The sequence below is a fragment of the Paenibacillus sp. FSL M8-0142 genome (assembly GCF_038597315.1).
Taxonomy (GTDB): domain Bacteria; phylum Bacillota; class Bacilli; order Paenibacillales; family Paenibacillaceae; genus Paenibacillus_AQ; species Paenibacillus_AQ lactis.
This window is the reverse complement of the sequence record NZ_CP152008.1, coordinates 2,024,559-2,041,057: the sequence shown is the minus strand read 5'-3', so window position 1 is coordinate 2,041,057 and position 16,499 is coordinate 2,024,559. Positions and strand designations below refer to the sequence as shown.

Below are 16,499 nucleotides of genomic sequence, written 5' to 3'. Positions count from 1 at the left end.
AATGTGTTAATAACATGTTAACTGAAGCAATCCCCTTTTCGAATCACCCATCTAATCATTTGGATCCGGATAAACGGATTAAAGGCTTATGCCTTTACTGGACCAGATCCATTATTATGGGAAATTCCGTACAATTGATTCAACCCGCTGCTCAGAATACTGGTAATCATAAGTGCAATGGTTCGTGGAGATTGCTGCATTCCAGTTTCGATCCAGTTCAGAAGAATGCTGAGATTGGAGGCAGCCAAGTAAGCAATCATATAGTCCTTCGGAACGATCGTGTCGGCCAAATCAGGTCGGATATCGAGGATTTTGGAGAGATGGTGTTCTTTCAAAAATTCCTTAATTCGAACGGCAAACGCAGGATCTCCATTAGGACCAAGGATAACCTTGAAGAAATCGGCGTGCTCGCCGTAATATTCGATAACCTTCACCATTGCGGGATCAGGTTCATTTTTGACAGCGTAGGAGAGATAGTTGTAAGGATTCAGATTCTTCATCCTCTCTGACAAGCCCGCCCATATGTCAGCCTTCACCCGTTCGAGTAAATCGATTGCATCTGTATAGTGTAAGTAGAAGGTGCTGCGGTTTAAACCGGCATTCTCCGTTATATCACTAACGGTAATACGGGAGGGTCCTTTTTCCTCCAGCACCTTTATGAGAGCTTTGTATAATAGTGCTTTTGTTCTTACCTTTCGTCGATCCATTTTCTCAGCCATACCGATCCACCTCTGATTTTTTTTGAGAAAATCTACAGTTCTTATCGCAATTATCGATTAAGCGACAGATCTGAATATTATCAATGATTGAATAGGTCATTAATTTTTTTTAATATACAATCATACAATATGTTATTCAACAGTTTGTCGATTAACTCTGATCGATTTCCTAAAAATTCATGAATTGGAGGCAAGACTGACATGGGCGTATGGGATTACTTTACACCTGAGCAACAGGAAAGACTTAGTAAGAGAATAGAACAAGTCAAAAATGAGTTGGGACTGGAGGAATTTAAGCGATTAAGAAGGGAGTCAAATGAAGTCGTCTCCAAACTAATCAAAGGATTTGAAGAGGGAGTCCCTCCCGAAAATGAAGAGATTATAGCTTTAGCCAAACGTTTAGATGAAAGTCAGGCTATATTCAATGAACGAGATCCTGAGATTGAAGGAACGATTGAACGATTTCACATTGAAAACCCCGATGAGAAAGATCATGGGATGGATTTGAAAATCTACAGATATATTGAGAAAGCGAAGTCTTACATATAATAAGAGGCCGTCATGCCTCCTCTAGAGCATCCCATCATCAGAGTAGCTCCAGTGCAGCGGTGGCTGACGACCTTTTTTTCTATATAGTCACACTCGAGTCTGTCAGTTCAAAATACCACTCTAGAAAGGAGTTAAAGCTTTTCCATTGCGGATCCAATGTACCAGCAAAAAAATCCGCCATCTGCTGGCCTAATCCTAAGCCTAACACTGCGTCAGTGCTCTTATTATAAAAAAAGCCAAACTCCCCTTCAAAGTTATCTAACGGAATATACTCTTGAGGCAGCTTTAAAACAACATGAGTTCTCTCCATGCCTAACCTATAATCCGAAGAATTGATCATAAACCAACAAATCTGATAGATTTGACGTCGTCTACTTAAGAAAGTCGGCCCATCCTCTGCATGCAAATAAAACGCTGCAAAATCTGAATCCAAATCGATCCCTAACTTTACTAATGCGTGTTCATATTCCTCTGTAGTGTCTTCAAACCACCAGTTTTTGCTTTTGCAATAATTGATCACTTTTTCTGAAAGCATCTTCACTGCTCCTTCGATAATGTTATCGTTTATAGCCAGGCTGTTCTAATGTTATAGGCGTTGGATTGTTGAGCACCCAATGAACTGCCAGCTCGCACAATCTTGCAGGTTCATCATTTCCATTTCCGCTTTGAAGCTCCCTTGCTAATGTTACTGCCTCCTGAAGTGAAGCGGGATTTAACGGTATACCCAGGCTAAAGTAATGAATCAAACTACTGAGCATTTTACGAAAATGATTATCCCAGTTTATACCGCCATTATCTAAAATTTCGTAAGACACCTTACCCGTAATCCGGATAACTTCACCTTGTACGGTTGCCGCGTGGCCCTTTGAAGGTATAAGTAAATTCCAAAGTTCATGATGCTGCGCCTGCCATCCCTTGGTTGATACGGTTATCGTAGAGACGCCGTCATGCGTCTTTCGCTTCTTTACTGGGGGAACATCAAATAACTCATATAGTCGTAGAAGTGCCTCATCGGTCTGACTCAAATATTCTTTATTAAACCCTTCTCTGTGAAATTCAAAGTCGTTTCCGATTCGCTTAATCGAATCTTTCATTTCCGGCGTTACCGTTGTTCCAGCGTTCAGCAAAAGCTCGGCAACCTCCGCCATACTGACAATATCCGCATTCCTGCACGTTGCCAAAGCCTTTTCTAGTGGATTCTGTCTCATCTTATTCTTTGCGTTAATGTTTGCACCTTTAGTAACCAACGTGTGAACCGATTTGGATTTAAATGAACCGGCGGCTGCAAATAAAGGGGTCTCGTCTTGATAATCAGCGGCTTCTATGTCTGCACCCAAATCAATAAGCAATTCAGTATTACCGTTCCAGCTCATGGCATGTTTATGTAAAGCCGTTCTTCCGTAATTGTCCCTAGCATTTAGATCAGCCCCCTGTTCCACGAGCCATCGAACCAATTCATCCGGAATATTGAAAAAGCTCAAGGCCGTTGATTTGCTGTAGCCGCCGCGGGCATCCCATTCGCATTTGGTAAATACCTCTTTTAATGCCGCTATATCGCCTGCATCGATTAGCTCGTCAAAATTTCTTGGTAAGGTTTTTTTCTTCTTGCCCAATATGCTTTCTCTCCTTACGTCAGAGTTTATATATTTTCTTCATCACCATATAAACCCTACATTTTACCATCTTTTTAATTTATGTAGTATTGTTGTATTAAATATAAGACTTCATCTTCCTTATCAAAACGCAAACCAATGCAAAATTTTAGTTATGATCATTCCTTAAAATGTTCATAACGGACATAAAACGCTCTAATATAAATGCACCCTATTCTTGCTTTTCCATCAGGCTCAATAAAATAATCAACTTGAGCTTTGTCATAATGTGGGGTCCAATCGTAGCCCCCTTCAAGATACTTTAAGATGAATGAGTCGAAGTCAAAATGTATACAAGCACAGTTACCATCATCTATTGTTCCATGCTTTCTTATGTACTCAAATAATCTGTCTTTTTCTTCCTTAGGAATGACTGCGATAAAACCATAATCGAGTCCCATCAACTATCCCCGCCTAAGTCATTTTCTGAAACAGACATTTCTCAAAAATTCTGTATTCACGAAGCGAGCCTGCCTTAGATCCCTCTATACTTCTTTTGTGAACTAACACTATTTCCAGCCGTTAATTAAGTTATTTGTTTGATTTTCCTTGTGTAGAAAAGTAGATGATCGGATTGATTATCCCCATACCTGTAATTGCTAAAAAACTATAAAATAAAGCAGGGTCTCCATTTAATCCAATCTCGTCAACAATGATCCCACTACTATATAAAAGTTGGCCAGAAACTAGAATCGAAATCGCTGACAAACTAAGGACCGTGAAACCGTTAATCATTTTATTTTTTTGTTTAAGGATTATCATTATAAAAAATAAAATTAGGGATGCAACCAAAAAAGAGATAAAAATAGGTATTAGCATAGTGAGAGTTCCAATAGTTTCAATCGATTTATGTGTGTACATTTCTTCTACCTCTCTTCCAATACATATTCTTATACTTCAATTTGCTCTACCACCAAACTTATTAATGGAAGTCAAAGCGCTTTATCGAAGCAGTATGAATCTTTGTCATAACCATTATGTTCATAAAAGGCATGGGCATCTGTGCGTTTGAATCCACTACATAAGATGATGCTTGAAATTCCTTTTCTTTTGGAATATTCCTCAACATATTTAAGTAATTTTGTTCCTATTCCTTTATTCTGAAGCCCTTCTTGCACAGCAAGGCCCTGAATGTGTAAGTAACCAAATTCATCTCCAATTGATAACGCGTGTACCGTTGAAATAAAACCAACCACTTTATTTTCAAATAATGCTACAAATGTCTTATAGTTCCCATCTCTATTCATTTTCTCTAACGTCACTGAAAAATTATCAATATTAACCTTGCGGTTTCCTAACACATTAATCCATAACGATACTACCTCAGGATAATCACTTACTTCAATTTCACGTATTAAAACTTCCATATTCACACCGCCCAAAATATTAATAATAAAGGTTGCGAAGAATAATAATATACATTCTGGCAATGGTTATATTGTAGTTGAACTAGTTTCTTGAGATCTGGTATGTAAACATTTTAATCCCGGCATCCCGTATTCACGACGTTCCACCGATTTAAGCACCACCAGGGTCCGGCCACGGCGCAAATGTATCCCCTGAGCCTGCTTCTCTGACGATCGCTACAAGCAGACCGAGGAGTCAAAAAACTCGGATGCGTGAATATAATGTTAGGCGAATTGACTTTGCTTTCTATCTAATGCACTTTATAGTCTTTCTTAAGAAATGCATATATGACATTATCAACAAACCGATTCCTCCAAAAATAATGTTCCTTCAATAACCCTTCTTCTCTAAAACCGACTTTCTCTAATACCGTTCTTGATCCCACATTCTCTGGTTCTACAAATGCTTCAATTCGGTTCAATCCTAGATCATTAAATCCATATTCAATTATCTTTTCAATTGCCTCGGTCATAAAACCTTGACGCCAATATTCTGGCGCTAATTCATATCCTATTTCAGCTTTATAATGGTTTTTCTTCCAGCCATGAAATCCACATGTTCCGATTACTCTGTTTAACGACTTCAGAGTGATACCCCAACGAATGGCTTGACTTCTTTCAAATCTTTCATTCCATCTTTGAATTAGTTCTTCTGCTTGTCTTATGTTCGTAAAACTCTCCACATCATAAAATCTCGTTACTTCATCCAATGAAAAATATTGAAACATATCTACGGAATCATTTTTTGTTATCTGTCTTAGCACAAATCTTTCTGTTTCTAATTCAGGAAACTGAGGCATAGAACTTTCTCCTTTAGTGGTTTAGGTCACATCATCTATCGTTCCTGTATTCACGGACCCAAGAGTCTACAAGGAGCAAAACGACTGGGACGTATTCCAGGAAATCCAATGGCCGAACGGTCTGAAGCGTGAATACGATGTTATCAATTGCTAATACTGTCTCTGAGATACCTGGAAATAAGATTAAAATGTTTTATAGTGTTCTTTAAAATAGTGTTTTCCATTGGTTCAACTTCTTTGATTAAACCTGTCATCACATGGTTGGCCAGAATATATTCATCTTCTGTGATTTGATTGTTAGTTATGGCTTCTTCTAACTCATCCTCATCTTTTATACAGAAATCACCACTTGGAAAGACAATTAGATCTAGATAAAGATCATCCCAGAAAGGTATACCTCGCTCATTAATCCCTACGTTCTTGGATATATCGAAATACCATTGAACGATTTCTTTTTTCTCATTGAGCATTGTTGTAACACAATAATTAGAGCCAATAGGAAAGTGTTGCATCCAGTAGTACCCATTATCAACCAGACAAACTTCTTGGCCGCCTATTCTTCTTACTAGAGGTTCCTTTACCTCGTGAATACGAATTAATGATATATGCCCTTTAAAATCCCCGTCATCGAAAAACCTGCATATATAATCCCTCTTTAAAACACGTTTCCAATCTAAACGGTCAGCATATTTTCTCTTCATCTCGCACCTCTGAATTAGTTCGTCTCATTCTTGACTTACATTAATTTCTGTTAGTGTTCCAAGCATCTATGAACCTAATTACAAGTGCATTAGCCATTTGTGTTTTCCATTAACATGATTATACATCCGCGGCATCTCACAGGTATATGTTCTTGTATTTCAATAATTTGCCAATTCAGCTTTTACATGTATGTTCCGATAAACAAATCAAACAGCCTGCCACAGCGGCAGGCTTATTTGTCTGTTTTAAGCTTTTTGTTTTCAAGTTATCTGACTACTATGAAGAATAGTTAATAATTATGCCTTCCTGCGTACCTTCATCGTAAGCAATCCACAACTCATCCCCCACCACTACACCATATACTGGTTCAATAGTCTGTTTAATGTGGTAGGTAATTCCGTCTATTTCTGCGGTAATCATGGCCAATGGCCGTTCCCCTTGCGTTCCGTCATAATGAACGGAGAGAACCTTAGCCGCACCTTGCTTGCCTTGAAGTAAACGGGTTTCTCTCTGGAAATCTTCCTTCTGCATGTTAACCGGAATGACGGCGCCCACATTCACCGACAAATTTTCAGGTACAAAGAGACTATTGGCTTTACGGATTCGGTCTGCCCCTCTAGAAATCATGACTTCCAGAAGCATCAGCTGCTTATTTTCAATAATGATCGGCATTTTCTGCACATGGATCACTTCGCCCTGAAGAGAGAGTTGGTCCGTTTCCTTTACTGTGCTCCCATTGCCGCCGTACCTAAAGATTCTCGCCATTCCCTGAATCAAAATGAGTTTCGCTCTTTCACCCGTACGATATTCAAATCCGAAAGGTTGAACGACCGGTACGGTATAATCCCGTCCTTCGGCTGTGAAGTAAAGCTTAAGGGCTTGCCCCCGGTTCACTTTCCCATGTGGTTCAATACGAGTAAGTATCGCATTTTCAATGATGACCGGTTTAGACGACTGCGCTGCATGTTTAAGATCCTCCTCTGTGATAAATACAGCTTTGTGCTTCTTTCGGTCGTAACTGATCATTACGGTGTCTCCAATTTGAATAGGACTCAGATAGGAGATGACCTGCTTGATTTCAACCTCTTTCATCCGACCTTCATCCTCGAACTGAACGATAAATCGGACCTGTGGCTGTTCATTCACATATAAGCCTGATTCCTCCATATCTATAATCCGGCCCTGAATATGCTGGCCATCTCTCATTTTTTTCATTCTTGATCCCGCCAACATGCGAGGGGCGACTGCGACGCTTAGGAATGTGAGTAGAATGATGAAGACCCAGACCGACCAGTTAATAACAATCGCTCCGCCTTGCTTATAATAATTCCAGAAACTTTGAATCGAGACTTTGTTTTCGGCTTCTGTGAGCAACCATTTCTCGACCTGATCGCTTGATAGAACCTTAGCTTCCTGGAGTTCCATCTCAACATAACCTGCCGTTCGATCTCCACCGCGATAGTAAAGGACGTCACTACCTAAATTCTTATAAAATTCAGTATCGCTATTTTTCAAATTCTCGTAGGACAGCTGCTCCAGAAGAGCAGAGGCATCTTGAAATTGTCCGGATTTCTCATTGAGAACATATCCAATAACGGATCCATTTAATTCATCTTCTACAGTAGATCCGGCAATCAGAACTTCTTCGTCATTCAACAGGAATACGGAAGCTTGATATACCGGCTTTGGCGTTGGAACCGCAGCTCCCCAATGATTCTCGTTAGCGTTATAAAATGATGCTTCTTCAGGATAGTTCCCATTTTCGCGTACCAACTTGGCGTTATTGAACCCAAAGACTTTGGCGAAGCGGGCGCCAGCCCGATCCTGTGCAGCAAACGTCCCTTCATCCTTGTTCTGAAGCAGCACGGATAAATCACCGTTTTTGTCTAAAATCCCGCTGACAAATGCCGTTCTATCGTCCTTTAAATCCACTGTAAATACGGGAACTGCCTGGTCATTCTCAAAGCTCCCGTGCACTTCATCTATTCGAACTGGTCTGGACGGAAGTTGATCCTTCTCGCCTAAATTCACTTTATTCAGCTTTCCGTCCTTCACCTGAGCTATGTACCATTCTGAATTTGGCGATTCCCCTGCTACAATGAGTCTGCCACGCCAGGCGTAAACATTTGAACTCCATGAGGGTGGAAGGTGCATCGTACCCTGAGCCAACTCTTCAACCTTGCCAGTTGAATGGAAGTAATTGATTTGCAGCCCGTATGAATCGTCGTAGGTCGGGATGATGATTCCATCTTGCTGATAAGTCGCCGGCCCCAGCCCGGCTTGGAAATTGGTATGTATCGTAGTATCTGTAATTAAGTTTTCCTTATCGGGATCAAAAAGATAAACATCATACTGCTCTCCAACCGGGTGTTTTGCCAAGCCAATTAATTTCTTCCCCTCATCCAGCATATAGATGCGCTCAAAGGAAGGTTGATACTCATCAATGTATCTCTTGTAATCATTCCACATGAACACACTTAACAAAATGACTGGAATCAAAAATACCAAATTGCCGAGAGATATCGCTCGCTTTTTATTCAATCTGTTTCTCTCCTTTTTATATGTCCGTTGTTATTTGTTATGTAAAGACCTAATAATCGCGATGGTAGATACCACATTCTTATCCTGGTTCTTATGTTATAGCCACTTATATGAAATTGTTTATAAGAAGACAACCGTATTTCTCTTTGGGCGGGAGTATGTGCATGAGTTCGGCAAACAATAAAATAACCACTGATCAAACTTCAGTGGCTTGATGAGATTCATTCTATAATTGCCTTGATTCAATTCTTTACCATACCTGCTCCCTGTGAAAGCCCTATTGTTCAGAGTTTAATAAGATTCTCTATTATTCTACAACAAATTCCATATTTAAGGTATGGAGATACTTTAAAGGCATTTGGGTGCTTCAGATAGGTTTTCCATATTCACGATGTCCATTCACCCTTATCTGCATGAGACGTGCGAACAGGAAGACCTAAGCTGACCAAACCGTTTGAATGAGTAGGTTGTCAACTATATCTACCGCCATGATAGCAACCTTCAAAATGTACTTACTGAATGTTCTTAATATAAGCCCCAAACACTAAACTTATCAGAGAACTCGATAATTACTTCAAGTCATCAGGTATATACCGAAGGACAGCGCGGCTGGCCCAATGCGTGAGTTTGTTGTTAGAAGATGCTACTGCCTTTTATGAGTTGCTTCCGAGAATCCATATCACTGCTTCTTTAAGATCCCGTGCAATGTAATTCGGCTCAGTTTCTTTCCATTTGTGTCTATACGCGTTTAAGGATCCTTCGCCCCACCCGGTTCTTACCAGTATCTTACTTGCTCCGACAGCATGTGCTGCCAGCATATCGGTATCACCGACGTCGCCTATCACTATACATCTTGTTAAGTCCAATTTATATCTCTTTGCAGCTGCGAGGAGCATTCCAGAGCTTGGCTTCCTGCAATTACAACCATCATCAGGACCATGAGGACATATAAAGGAGTCATCGAATCCAAATGAATAAAACTGTTTTCGGAATTCATCGACTGTCGCTTGTCCACGTGATATCCTATGTTGATTGGTAAATGCAAATACCTTAAGACCTGCATCTTTGAGCTTATTGATCGCTTCTTGAGCCCCTTCAAATAATGTAAAATCTCGTGGATGCATGAAATGTCCTGTACCACCAATGGTTCCATCCCGATCGATAAATACAGCTTTCCATTCTATCAACATTCATACCTCCTCGAATGATTTTAATAATACACTTTTTTGGATTTCGCCTAACCTTACTGTATTTCATGGCACGAGTCAGCCTTAAATCGCTCTTTTCTTAGGCCAGCTCGTGTGTCGTTAAAGGTATCCTCCATAATTGGGATCGGACGAATCAAGGGGCATAAGGCCTGCTGCGTGAATATCCTTTATCTCCCCTCAAATTCTCTGTCTAGTATTCCATCAATATAAACTTTATATTTTGTCTTCCTAAATCCAGCCAGTACCAACTTTCTGATTTTTTCAACCTTAACTTGGTGTTTTTCTTCATTTCCAACTTCGAATTCATAGGTTTTAATCAATTTAAATGAGAACGTTCTAAAATCATTGATTCTATCGTTTCCGTCCACTTTAATACTCAGGTTTCCTAAGAATTGATTAAATTCAAACTCCACAATATGCTTTTCTGAATGTCCAACTTCGAATGAAAATTTCATTCAGCCACCTCTTCCCTGGATATTGATTTAATCTCCGAGATTTCAAAACACGCTATTTCCTGCCTCTATTTGGAATTGTATCCCATTCTCCTTCTTGTTTCACTTCTTAGACTTTGTTAAACAGCTTTATTTATTTTTTTCATTAAGATAACTGGCAGAATAGTTCCATGGATTGCATGAATGCCGCATGCGAAAGACAGAAAAAACGATTGACATTGGAGTTTACTCCAATGCTAATCTGAAGATATGGAAAAACAATATTCTATACAAGAGGTTTCACGAATGCTTGGTATCCCGAAGGATACGCTGCGGTATTATGACCGGATTGGAGTCGTATCACCGTCTCGGGGACATAATTCTTATCGCAAGTATTCGAGGGACGATATCGTCGATTTGATGAATATTCAAATCATGCAGTATGCGGACTTTTCACTAGAAGAAATCAAGGGGAAGTTTCAGTTCCACCGAATGCAGAGTATAGATCCTGCGTATTGTGAGGAGGTCGCTGACTTCCTTGAAACCAAAAAGGCAGAAGCACTCAAGAAAATCGCACATCTTGAAAAGGTCAGTGAGTTACTCGACGTAGCAGCTAAAACACTAAGGGACTTTAACCATGAAAATGACCAGCAGCTGGCAGTGTTCGTTCGGGAGATTTACCGGGATCTTCACAAGAAGGAACCTGAAATAACTAAGGAGGATTGTGATGGACATCAAAATTAAAAATTATTATTGCTTGATTGCTGGCGTTCTTGCCATACTTTTTGCTGTTACGCACGCATGGAACGGGCAATCCGTTGTACTGCCGACGCTCTTGGTAAATGATTTAGCCTTGAATGCACGGATAACATTTACGTATATCTGGCACATTATCACCGCTGAAAATCTGGCTTTCGGCATAGTATTCATTATCCTGTCATTTCAAAGCGAGAAATCGAAGATCCGGTTTGCTGCGTGGATTTTGGCGTCACTTCTACTCATTCGTCTGATGGTCATTCTCGGCGTAACGGCATTTTATGATGCTTCGGAACTTACGAATACGTTAATCGATTCTATTGCCATCTTAATCTATGCCGCTTTCATCATACTGAGCACGAGAATAAAGAAAAAAGAGTAAAGGGTAAGAAGGTTAATATTTGGATCTAGACCCATGCAAACAAGATAATTTAAGTAATGCTGTATCTTGTTTGACTTACTGAAACTTAAGTTGTACTTATCGGTCTTACAATGCTCTTTCCGGAGATTTCATCTAACGTTTCTTGTTTTCACGACGTCCATCTCCCTTATATGGCTCTTATCATAGGGAGATGGATGTTTTCGGGTGATTTTGATTCCTTGCTTATTCACTCCCACCAGCCCGAGAGCCACTAGGTTCAAAGCATGAATATGTTGGTTATCTTATGGATCGGCCTTCTTCGAATTATCTAAATTCACTAATAACTTTTATTTGTTGAATAATTTCCATGGTACTATTGGAGTCCTTAATGTCAAATAGATAATTCGCTTCATCCTTACTAGGTTGTATTACTGTCGAATTTTCTTGTCTCTCCAATACTTCCAAAAAGCTCGCAGCACTTCTAAATATAGCTTTACTTCTTTGAGTTTGTAGTACACGTTCTTTCAGTAAATCAGTTGGTAGATCAAAGTAAACGATAATGCTTTCAAATCCCTTGTCCTGAAAGTGTCGGAGTACATTTGCTCTTCCAGGTTTATTTAAATTGGAATTACTCAAGATAATGTGGAAATCGCTTTCCTCAATAGCGTACTTAACAATCGCATTAGTTACAGAGAACTTTAAAGTGTTAGGACCCTCTATAGGGCGAAGTTTCTTATAATGGCTATTAATAAATTCAGCATGATTATCTTGATCAATAACAACGGCTTGTTGTAATACAGATTCTAATTCTTTAGCAAAAGTGGTCTTTCCACTATGCGTTTTTCCAACCGTCATGATTACCAGGCGCCTCATAAAATACTCTCCAATCAATGATCTGATGAACACTATAATGTTTTTGCCAATCTTTCAGATAACTTCTTTGAATCAACTTTCAAGACTGTCATTGGGTGTCAATTTATTTTTAAAATAAATCTAAAATACAATAGAGTATGTAGGTTCACCATACGTAAGAGTGTTTTCTGAAGTAAATCCAAGCTTTGTATAAAATTTTATTCCGGCATCATTGTTAGGATGCACTGTTAATCTAATGCGATGACAATTAGGATGAAATTCTTTAATGAAATTAATTAGCGCGTTTATCGTTTCTGCTCCTATTCCCTTTCTTTGAAACCTTTGATCAATAAAAAAATGAAAGAGCCAATAATCTTCTTTACTAGCAGGTGTATAGTGCAAATTGAAGAAGCCTACCATTTGATTTTGTTTGTAGACCCCATAAGGTTCTACTATCCTACCATCCGGTCTGATATAAGCCTTCGCAAGAGCAATTGCAGCGGGAGGTGTTACCGAAGCAACAAATCTTTGTTGTTCCACACTTACAGTTAGTTCAATAGCTTCTCTCCAGTTCTCAGAAGTAATCTTTTTTAGTATGACTTGAGACATGACTGTTTTCCTCCAATAATAAAACCACAGTTGGGTTATTCATGTTATCGTTGCGCTGATTTCCGATAACCTAAAAACCTTAGATCAAGATTCCAACTCTATTTTTCACTTTGGTATAAAAACTCAACTTCACCATCTAGCAAATATCGATATTCAAATAATTGCATTGTTCGTTCCCTAATTCTCTCCCGTATAACCCTGCCTAGGCTTACCGATCCTTGTGATCCAAGGTTACCATTATTAATAAATGTCTTCTCTACAAATTTTGTTTCCCTTGAGTGATACTGTAACCATTCTTTTTGCGATTCAATTAGTGCTTTTCTTGGTTCTTTATCCAACTTAGAAAGAAGCTTCTTATATATTTGATTCAACTCTTTATCCCAAATCTCTGCATATTTGCTTTCCAACGCCCCCCATCCCAATGTTGTAATCTCTTTGGAACTTTGAAATTCATTAAATTCCACTTCATAATCATGATCTATAGGATTTCGAAGCATTTCATCATAAAATTCCCCAGTCAATTCATAGTTCCCAATGCTCATGGATAACACTTCATTGTTAGCAGGATCTGATCGACCTTCAGATATTTCTTTTGATTCTGTTTCATTACCTGTACTCACCACATCGGAAGGCAGTTCAGAATTCTTTATTGATTTAGTTTCGCTGTTCACGGTAGTCGATTGACTAATATTCTGACAAGATGAAAACACGATCGTAATAAAAAATATTAAGAGTATCTTACTCTTCATAACGATCTCCTTAAATATTATCCATAATATTTACCGGTAATGGCGCATAACGTCCCTGTGTTCACGCCCCCATACCGACATAAGTGACCGTAGAGAACGGCAGCGATGCGGTTAGTTGGTGCAGGGAAACCCGATAGACTTAAGGCGCGAATGCGCTGGGTCCTACGGAGTTTGCCTCGTGGGGTTGTGCGCTGAGGCTACCGCTCTGATTCCACTTCTCGCGAAACAAGGGCAAAGCCCTCAGTGTAGATACATTGTTAGACGAAGTTACTGCCTTTTTAGGATCATCATACACAAAAATATATTTATAATTCTTTATTCGATTTGTCATAAGCATGTATTTCAATACTTTCACCGCTATCATTCTTAGTATGAACATACCATAACTTCTTACCGTTAATTTCTTTACCCTCGAAATAAAAATCTAAAGGAATTAACCTTGCCTGAATGTTATTAACCTCGATCCTATCAACTTGTTCAGTTGCTAATCCAAATACGAAATCACCACCTCTAATATATCCATTAATCGGTTTTGAAATTTTATGATATATATTTAATCCACTGCCAGTACTTAAGGAATCAAATCTCCAACCAAACAATCCTTTAGATAATTGAACAGCCACAATATTATCCGAATTAGTTATATAAAAATAATCCGCATGATTATTTACTTGCGAACTGGCGAATATTTCTTTTACAGTGACCCCTTCCTGGTTTTCTGTTTGATGATAAATAGCTTCTAATGGAGTCGAAAAAGATCTTTGATTATCTTCATATAAAAAAATAATCCCTACCAAAGCAATAATAACTGCTGCTCCAATTATTCTATTTCTCATAATCTCTCCCAAAGTAAATAGGATTTGCAAAAATTTCGTTAACGTTTTTGTGTTCCTAATGTGAGTCTCCTTAGAAAGCTCTTATCTTAGGGACTCGATGTGTCTGTCAGGAGTCGCTTCCTCATGGTTTAAAAAAGATCTTTCCAGAAATCAAAAAATAATAAAGTGATACTTACTAAAATAGTAATTATCCCTCCCAACTTAACTGCTTTCGGATTTTTTGTACCTTGAACATGAAGCTTCATAAAGAGATCTGGATAAGTAATTTGAATTATTCCAGAAATAAGTCCTAAGATAGCAATCAAAGAAAGTGGTCCCACATTATTCCCCCAGGAAATTAAGATTCGTCTAATTCCTAGTCTATAATTAGAAGTTAACACAGTTTATAAGGTTACAGATCTATATAGTTTCTATATCTTTCATGCATGCAATCATTTCATACTAATCATTCCACATTCTTGTTACTTCTTTTAGTTCCAAGCCCTCGAATTGCATTTTATAAATATCTGGTTTCTTTAATTGATTCAAAAATTCTAATCCAAAATTTGGATCGAAATGATTCATCATCAAAGTCATTACCAGACCATGAGTCCCGATTACTATTTTCTTTTCTCTATGTTCTTTTAAAATGGCATTTACAACTGAGATTGCTCTTTTCTGACAATCAGCATTAGACTCTCCACCCGGCAAGGTATATTCAGGGTCATCAAAACTCTCTCTGATACTAGACATTAACTCTGCATTTTCAATAAAATCTGCTGCAAAATGACGCTCTCTAAGATCTTCAAATACTTTGATATCTATGTTTAGGTGCTTTGCCAATCCCTCAACACTAAGAATTGCCCGAGTATAAGGACTTGATATAATCATGTCTATTCCTTCACCTTTAAGTATCTTCGTTACTTTTTCAATATCGACCTTTCCTTTTGAGGTAAGCCCTCTTATTCTTTCATCTCCTTCATTGTAAGGTGATTCTCCATGTCTAACCATATAGACAGTTGTTTTCATCCAGGCCTCCTTTAGTTGCTTGCTTACATTAAAGATATGATTCCGATTTTCCATAACGTTCCTGCACTCACGAACCTCCGAAGGAGATTATCCGCGGTACCCGCTTACCTAAGATCCCGCCTGCCGACCAAGGGCCGTAAGGGCCGGCAATGTATCCGATGTCTAAACCTTCTTTGATATACTTACATATCGGTCTTTCCTGGTTTCCATCCAGTAACTTGACTCCATTTGCTGGCCCTGCTCATGATTTCCCAAATTATTGGTTCCTTGCCTTCTACATATCGATCCCGCTCATTACGATATTGTCCCATCAAATCATATTTCACTGCTGCATATTTTCTGCAATCATCTTCATTAGTCCGAAGGTAATCCCTAAATAATAGTGAACATTGTTCAGACCAACTTCCAAATTCTCTTATATGGATATGAATTCGTTTTCTTCCAAGCTTCTCACGGAAATATCGTTTTGTTAGGTCAGGATTATCATACCTATAGACAAATCCTATGTTCTCAAGCTTAGTTTTGTATATCTCTATCGGTTCGAATGATCGGACCGAAATCTGAATATCAATTATAAGTTTTGCATCTAATCCTTCAATAGAAGTTGAGCCGATATGATCTATTCGAATAGCTAGCTTGCCAAGTGCTTGTCGAATCTCAAAACCAATACTTTTAAACTCTTGTTTCCAAGAAGAATCATACGGTACTACAATAATCGGATCTGACATAATAACCTCCGATAAGATTTGTGTACTAGTTCCGCGTAGTGCAGGGTTGTCCACCTGATTCACTTCCTTGATAAACCCCGGGCGAACCCAGGAACGAAGGTGCCGCAGCGTAAATACGGTGTTAGACGTAGTTAATGCTCCTTTGCGGCTCTCCTCAAATAAGGGTTGATAATTTAATTTTTCACTAAGCTTTTACCAAGCCTTTCATCCACTTGATTCGTTTATGTATTTTCCAGGTTCACTTCTTTTTCCAATTGTGTTATCATACTTTTAAAGAAGCCGAGTGCGGCAAACACTCGGCTTGACAATTGGCTTGGATGGGAGTCCCCTTCTGAGTCGAATAGGAACAAAAACCCACCTGGGCGCTAACCTTTGGGTGGGTTTTTACTTTTTCTTGTTGTTGGAATTGATGTATGTTAATAGGGCAATGATAAACGATCCAAATAGAAACATGATCGTCAGTGCATCCTTAACTTCCATGGCTTCACCTCCTTTCGAAGGGAAACCATGCCCACCCAAGATTCAATTGTCCTTCCTATTGTACCATCATCTCCCAATAGGGTGAAGAACAATTGTTCGATATTTTTATGGT

22 protein-coding genes are annotated in these 16,499 nt (G+C 38.9%); 3 read left to right on the top strand and 19 right to left on the bottom strand.

Going from position 1 to position 16,499, the window contains the following annotated elements; translation table 11 throughout:
* Positions 1-86: 86 nt before the first annotated feature.
* Positions 87-719, bottom strand: a complete 633-nt coding sequence (locus NSQ46_RS09630) for a TetR/AcrR family transcriptional regulator (protein ID WP_007127807.1) — start codon at positions 717-719, stop codon at positions 87-89.
* A 201-nt stretch (positions 720-920) separates the two neighbouring features.
* Between NSQ46_RS09630 and NSQ46_RS09625 the strand changes: the two genes are divergently transcribed.
* A complete protein-coding gene (locus NSQ46_RS09625; RefSeq protein WP_007127806.1) occupies positions 921-1,268 on the top strand; it encodes a TipAS antibiotic-recognition domain-containing protein in 348 nt (115 codons plus the stop codon).
* A 79-nt stretch (positions 1,269-1,347) separates the two neighbouring features.
* On the opposite strand, the gene NSQ46_RS09620 is transcribed toward NSQ46_RS09625, so the two are convergent.
* The 10 genes from NSQ46_RS09620 to NSQ46_RS09575 form a co-directional block, all read right to left on the bottom strand.
* Positions 1,348-1,803: a hypothetical protein gene (locus tag NSQ46_RS09620; RefSeq protein WP_007127805.1), complete on the bottom strand. Its 456-nt coding sequence runs from the start codon at positions 1,801-1,803 to the stop codon at positions 1,348-1,350.
* 22 nt (positions 1,804-1,825) lie between these two features.
* Positions 1,826-2,881, bottom strand: a complete 1,056-nt coding sequence (locus NSQ46_RS09615; RefSeq protein ID WP_007127804.1) for an ankyrin repeat domain-containing protein — start codon at positions 2,879-2,881, stop codon at positions 1,826-1,828.
* A 158-nt stretch (positions 2,882-3,039) separates the two neighbouring features.
* Positions 3,040-3,324 carry a hypothetical protein gene (locus tag NSQ46_RS09610; protein ID WP_138919302.1) on the bottom strand — a complete coding sequence of 95 codons (285 nt, stop codon included), beginning with the start codon at positions 3,322-3,324 and terminating at the stop codon, positions 3,040-3,042.
* A 127-nt stretch (positions 3,325-3,451) separates the two neighbouring features.
* Positions 3,452-3,781, bottom strand: coding sequence for a hypothetical protein (locus NSQ46_RS09605; protein ID WP_007127802.1), 330 nt, complete (start codon positions 3,779-3,781; stop codon positions 3,452-3,454).
* 71 nt (positions 3,782-3,852) lie between these two features.
* Complete coding sequence (locus tag NSQ46_RS09600; protein WP_007127801.1) at positions 3,853-4,287, bottom strand: GNAT family N-acetyltransferase; 435 nt, start codon at positions 4,285-4,287, stop codon at positions 3,853-3,855.
* Between the two features lie 290 nt (positions 4,288-4,577).
* The gene (locus NSQ46_RS09595) at positions 4,578-5,126 is read right to left on the bottom strand and encodes a GNAT family protein (RefSeq protein WP_007127800.1); all 549 of its coding nucleotides are present in this window, start codon (positions 5,124-5,126) and stop codon (positions 4,578-4,580) included.
* A 143-nt stretch (positions 5,127-5,269) separates the two neighbouring features.
* A complete protein-coding gene (locus NSQ46_RS09590) occupies positions 5,270-5,827 on the bottom strand; it encodes a DUF402 domain-containing protein (RefSeq protein WP_007127799.1) in 558 nt (185 codons plus the stop codon).
* Positions 5,828-6,104: 277 nt separating this feature from the next.
* On the bottom strand, positions 6,105-8,369 hold the full coding sequence (locus NSQ46_RS09585; protein WP_007127798.1) for a hypothetical protein: 2,265 nt from the start codon (positions 8,367-8,369) through the stop codon (positions 6,105-6,107).
* Between the two features lie 653 nt (positions 8,370-9,022).
* On the bottom strand, positions 9,023-9,559 hold the full coding sequence (locus NSQ46_RS09580) for an HAD-IIIA family hydrolase (protein ID WP_210094789.1): 537 nt from the start codon (positions 9,557-9,559) through the stop codon (positions 9,023-9,025).
* Between the two features lie 185 nt (positions 9,560-9,744).
* Positions 9,745-10,032: a hypothetical protein gene (locus tag NSQ46_RS09575; RefSeq protein ID WP_007127796.1), complete on the bottom strand. Its 288-nt coding sequence runs from the start codon at positions 10,030-10,032 to the stop codon at positions 9,745-9,747.
* Positions 10,033-10,314: 282 nt separating this feature from the next.
* Between NSQ46_RS09575 and NSQ46_RS09570 the strand changes: the two genes are divergently transcribed.
* Positions 10,315-10,752, top strand: a complete 438-nt coding sequence (locus NSQ46_RS09570) for a MerR family transcriptional regulator (RefSeq protein WP_007127795.1) — start codon at positions 10,315-10,317, stop codon at positions 10,750-10,752.
* Positions 10,736-11,146, top strand: coding sequence for a hypothetical protein (locus NSQ46_RS09565; RefSeq protein WP_342576710.1), 411 nt, complete (start codon positions 10,736-10,738; stop codon positions 11,144-11,146). Before NSQ46_RS09570 ends, NSQ46_RS09565 begins: the two co-directional genes overlap by 17 nt.
* A 303-nt stretch (positions 11,147-11,449) precedes the next feature.
* Here NSQ46_RS09565 and NSQ46_RS09560 read toward each other — a convergent pair whose 3' ends face one another.
* The 8 genes from NSQ46_RS09560 to NSQ46_RS09525 all read right to left on the bottom strand — a co-directional run bounded on the left by NSQ46_RS09560 (position 11,450) and on the right by NSQ46_RS09525 (position 16,387).
* Positions 11,450-11,998, bottom strand: coding sequence for an ATP-binding protein (locus NSQ46_RS09560; protein ID WP_342576709.1), 549 nt, complete (start codon positions 11,996-11,998; stop codon positions 11,450-11,452).
* A 120-nt stretch (positions 11,999-12,118) separates the two neighbouring features.
* Positions 12,119-12,586 carry a GNAT family N-acetyltransferase gene (locus tag NSQ46_RS09555; protein ID WP_251537692.1) on the bottom strand — a complete coding sequence of 156 codons (468 nt, stop codon included), beginning with the start codon at positions 12,584-12,586 and terminating at the stop codon, positions 12,119-12,121.
* A gap of 98 nt (positions 12,587-12,684) precedes the next feature.
* A complete protein-coding gene (locus NSQ46_RS09550; RefSeq protein ID WP_342576708.1) occupies positions 12,685-13,335 on the bottom strand; it encodes a lysozyme inhibitor LprI family protein in 651 nt (216 codons plus the stop codon).
* Between the two features lie 305 nt (positions 13,336-13,640).
* Positions 13,641-14,171, bottom strand: a complete 531-nt coding sequence (locus tag NSQ46_RS09545; protein WP_342576707.1) for a hypothetical protein — start codon at positions 14,169-14,171, stop codon at positions 13,641-13,643.
* A 128-nt stretch (positions 14,172-14,299) separates the two neighbouring features.
* A complete protein-coding gene (locus NSQ46_RS09540; RefSeq protein ID WP_342576706.1) occupies positions 14,300-14,491 on the bottom strand; it encodes a hypothetical protein in 192 nt (63 codons plus the stop codon).
* Positions 14,492-14,612: 121 nt separating this feature from the next.
* Positions 14,613-15,179 carry a histidine phosphatase family protein gene (locus NSQ46_RS09535; RefSeq protein ID WP_342576705.1) on the bottom strand — a complete coding sequence of 189 codons (567 nt, stop codon included), beginning with the start codon at positions 15,177-15,179 and terminating at the stop codon, positions 14,613-14,615.
* Between the two features lie 182 nt (positions 15,180-15,361).
* Entirely contained in the window at positions 15,362-15,907 is a 546-nt protein-coding gene (locus tag NSQ46_RS09530) for a GrpB family protein (RefSeq protein ID WP_342576704.1), read from the bottom strand.
* Between the two features lie 384 nt (positions 15,908-16,291).
* Positions 16,292-16,387: a putative holin-like toxin gene (locus NSQ46_RS09525; RefSeq protein ID WP_342576703.1), complete on the bottom strand. Its 96-nt coding sequence runs from the start codon at positions 16,385-16,387 to the stop codon at positions 16,292-16,294.
* Positions 16,388-16,499 lie beyond the last annotated feature (112 nt).

Excerpts from the sequence above, each read along its gene's own strand:
- NSQ46_RS09595 (WP_007127800.1), bottom strand. The coding sequence starts at position 5,126 with ATGCCTCAGTTTCCTGAATTAGAAACAGAAAGATTTGTGCTAAGACAG.
- NSQ46_RS09565 (WP_342576710.1), top strand. The coding sequence starts at position 10,736 with ATGGACATCAAAATTAAAAATTATTATTGCTTGATTGCTGGCGTTCTT.
- NSQ46_RS09560 (WP_342576709.1), bottom strand. The coding sequence starts at position 11,998 with ATGAGGCGCCTGGTAATCATGACGGTTGGAAAAACGCATAGTGGAAAG.
- NSQ46_RS09590 (WP_007127799.1), bottom strand. The coding sequence starts at position 5,827 with ATGAAGAGAAAATATGCTGACCGTTTAGATTGGAAACGTGTTTTAAAG.
- NSQ46_RS09535 (WP_342576705.1), bottom strand. The coding sequence starts at position 15,179 with ATGAAAACAACTGTCTATATGGTTAGACATGGAGAATCACCTTACAAT.
- NSQ46_RS09580 (WP_210094789.1), bottom strand. The coding sequence starts at position 9,559 with ATGTTGATAGAATGGAAAGCTGTATTTATCGATCGGGATGGAACCATT.
- NSQ46_RS09625 (WP_007127806.1), top strand. The coding sequence starts at position 921 with ATGGGCGTATGGGATTACTTTACACCTGAGCAACAGGAAAGACTTAGT.
- NSQ46_RS09605 (WP_007127802.1), bottom strand. The coding sequence starts at position 3,781 with ATGTACACACATAAATCGATTGAAACTATTGGAACTCTCACTATGCTA.
- NSQ46_RS09620 (WP_007127805.1), bottom strand. The coding sequence starts at position 1,803 with ATGCTTTCAGAAAAAGTGATCAATTATTGCAAAAGCAAAAACTGGTGG.
- NSQ46_RS09570 (WP_007127795.1), top strand. The coding sequence starts at position 10,315 with ATGCTTGGTATCCCGAAGGATACGCTGCGGTATTATGACCGGATTGGA.
- NSQ46_RS09525 (WP_342576703.1), bottom strand. The coding sequence starts at position 16,387 with ATGGAAGTTAAGGATGCACTGACGATCATGTTTCTATTTGGATCGTTT.
- NSQ46_RS09530 (WP_342576704.1), bottom strand. The coding sequence starts at position 15,907 with ATGTCAGATCCGATTATTGTAGTACCGTATGATTCTTCTTGGAAACAA.
- NSQ46_RS09575 (WP_007127796.1), bottom strand. The coding sequence starts at position 10,032 with ATGAAATTTTCATTCGAAGTTGGACATTCAGAAAAGCATATTGTGGAG.
- NSQ46_RS09545 (WP_342576707.1), bottom strand. The coding sequence starts at position 14,171 with ATGAGAAATAGAATAATTGGAGCAGCAGTTATTATTGCTTTGGTAGGG.
- NSQ46_RS09550 (WP_342576708.1), bottom strand. The coding sequence starts at position 13,335 with ATGAAGAGTAAGATACTCTTAATATTTTTTATTACGATCGTGTTTTCA.
- NSQ46_RS09630 (WP_007127807.1), bottom strand. The coding sequence starts at position 719 with ATGGCTGAGAAAATGGATCGACGAAAGGTAAGAACAAAAGCACTATTA.
- NSQ46_RS09600 (WP_007127801.1), bottom strand. The coding sequence starts at position 4,287 with ATGGAAGTTTTAATACGTGAAATTGAAGTAAGTGATTATCCTGAGGTA.
- NSQ46_RS09555 (WP_251537692.1), bottom strand. The coding sequence starts at position 12,586 with ATGTCTCAAGTCATACTAAAAAAGATTACTTCTGAGAACTGGAGAGAA.